The following is a 1,942-nucleotide window of genomic DNA, read 5'->3' on the forward strand; positions in this document are numbered from 1 at the left end:
CCATGCGTCTCCATGCAGTTGTGAAGCGCGGCCTGCGTCTTAAAACTCTCCTCAACGATCACATCCGCCTCCGCGAAGCCCTTCTCCAAGTCTCCCCTCTCATAGAGCTTTGGCCCAACAACCCTATCCTTCGAGGACTCTAAGCCCATTATCTCCTCTGGGTCAACTAGGGGTTTGAGCGGCTCGTAATCCACTCGTATTAGCTCCAGTGCGTCCTCGGCCACGGATTCATCCTGCGCGAGCACCAACGCCACCACATCACCCTGGTAGGTAACCTCCCGCTTGAAAACCTCCTCAGCTCCTTTAAAGCCCAGTGTGGGCGCGTTCTCGTAGGTGTACACTCCTAGGACACCTGGTAGCCTCTCCGCTTCTGACGCATCTATGTGGATGATCTTAGCGTGTGCGTACGGTGAGCGTAGGAATTTGCCGTAAACCGTTCCTGGGAGGTATACGTCGTGGGTGTACTTGGCGGCGCCCGTGACCTTGGCGGCGCCATCCACTCTTGGGTGCGGTCTTCCAACGACCTTCAGCCCGCTCCTCGGCGACCAGCTCTCGAGTGGTTCGCCTTCGACGACCGTGTACTCATCCCTGAACCTACCCTCAAACTCCACCCTTGTCTTTACTACTTTAACCATTCCTCTTCACCTCTTTTGAGGCGTCAAGCACGGCCTTGATTATCTTCGGGTAAGCCCCACACCTGCAAATGTTACCAGACATGTAATACTTCACCTCCTCGACGCTCGGGTTGGGTATGGTGTCTAGAAGGAATTTCGCGGACATCACCTGTCCAGGTGTGCAGAAACCGCACTGGAGTGCGTCGTTACGTATAAAGGCCTCCTGAAGAGGGTCGAGTCCCCCTCGGCCGAGGCCCTCAACGGTCACAATATCCATACCCTCGACTGACACGGCTAGTGTGAGGCACGAGAGACGCGACTTACCATCCACTAGTACCGTGCACGCACCGCAGCTACCCATGTCGCACCCCTTCTTAGCACCCGTCAAACCCAGCTGTTTGCGTAACACGTCAAGAAGGCTCTCCCTGGGCTCAACTGTAACCGTATGGTTCAGGCCGTTAACCCTGAGCGTTATTCTCATCAGATTGACCAAAAAGATCGCCCACAAACCTACCACGGCGGCTGAAATAAGTGTTTTCACGTAACGTGGGTCATCCCAACCGGGGAACAAAAACTCATTCTTGGCGTCCGTTGTTAGCGAACACAGATTTTTTGACCCATGAAAGGGGCGGGGTCCCATACACCATAGCACCGTCACTTCCGCCTTTCCATAACCAACCTTAGAGTGTGTTTGGGTGTTTGAGTGTAGCTTCGCCAGAGGTAAAAACAAGGGGGTAGGGATGTGTGTCGCCAACCGGTATCTCTAGTGCTTGGTGTTGAGCTCGACCCAACGCTTCACCGAACCTACATTGCTGACGGGGGAGTGGTGGCTCACTGGGTGTATTTGTTGGTCTATGTCTGAGTATTGACTAGTTGAGGTATGCGGCTAGCACGCTAACTCCAGTGTAGGGTGTGTCGTGGTTTAATATTTTTGGTCTGAATTCGTCTCCGCAGAAGCCGGCCGCCGCCATCAGTGGTCCAAGCCCGCCTTCGGGGTCGCTCCTCGTGTACGCATCACCGGCAAGCCTCTTTATCTCGAGTATGCTTTGAGGCGTGTTCTCAAGTGTGTGGATGAGTATTCGGTCGAACTCGTAGAGTGGGTCTTCGGGGTTGGGTTTTGAGCCGAATTCGAACAGGTCCAGTCTGTGTGTGGGTGAACCTGAGGCTATGAATAGTGTTCTGAGGCCAAGTGAGTCCGCCGCCGTCCTTATGGCTTTACCGAAGGCGTAGTCCTGCTCGTGGGCGTATGGATCTGTGGATACAGCCATCATCTTATTTTTGACATCACCCCACATTATGAGTAGTGGAACCCATGCGCCGTGGTCGAG

Annotated in this window: 2 protein-coding genes and 1 pseudogene; all 3 read right to left on the reverse strand. The window is 54.3% G+C overall.

Features of this window, described 5'->3' with window-relative positions; all coding sequences use genetic code 11:
- Nucleotides 1–635: xanthine dehydrogenase family protein molybdopterin-binding subunit (locus VKV18_RS11625; RefSeq protein WP_324204368.1), on the reverse strand; the 635-nt coding region annotated here is incomplete at its 3' end.
- Nucleotides 628–1,155 (reverse strand): (2Fe-2S)-binding protein, encoded by a 528-nt coding sequence (locus VKV18_RS11630; protein ID WP_324204369.1) that lies wholly within the window; start codon nt 1,153–1,155, stop codon nt 628–630. The genes VKV18_RS11625 and VKV18_RS11630, both read right to left, overlap by 8 nt.
- 328 nt (nt 1,156–1,483) lie before the next feature.
- Nucleotides 1,484–1,942: pseudogene (locus VKV18_RS11635) on the reverse strand (dioxygenase); the annotation flags it as partial.

The organism is Chthonomonas sp., from assembly GCF_035294505.1.
GTDB lineage: Bacteria > Armatimonadota > Chthonomonadetes > Chthonomonadales > Chthonomonadaceae > Chthonomonas.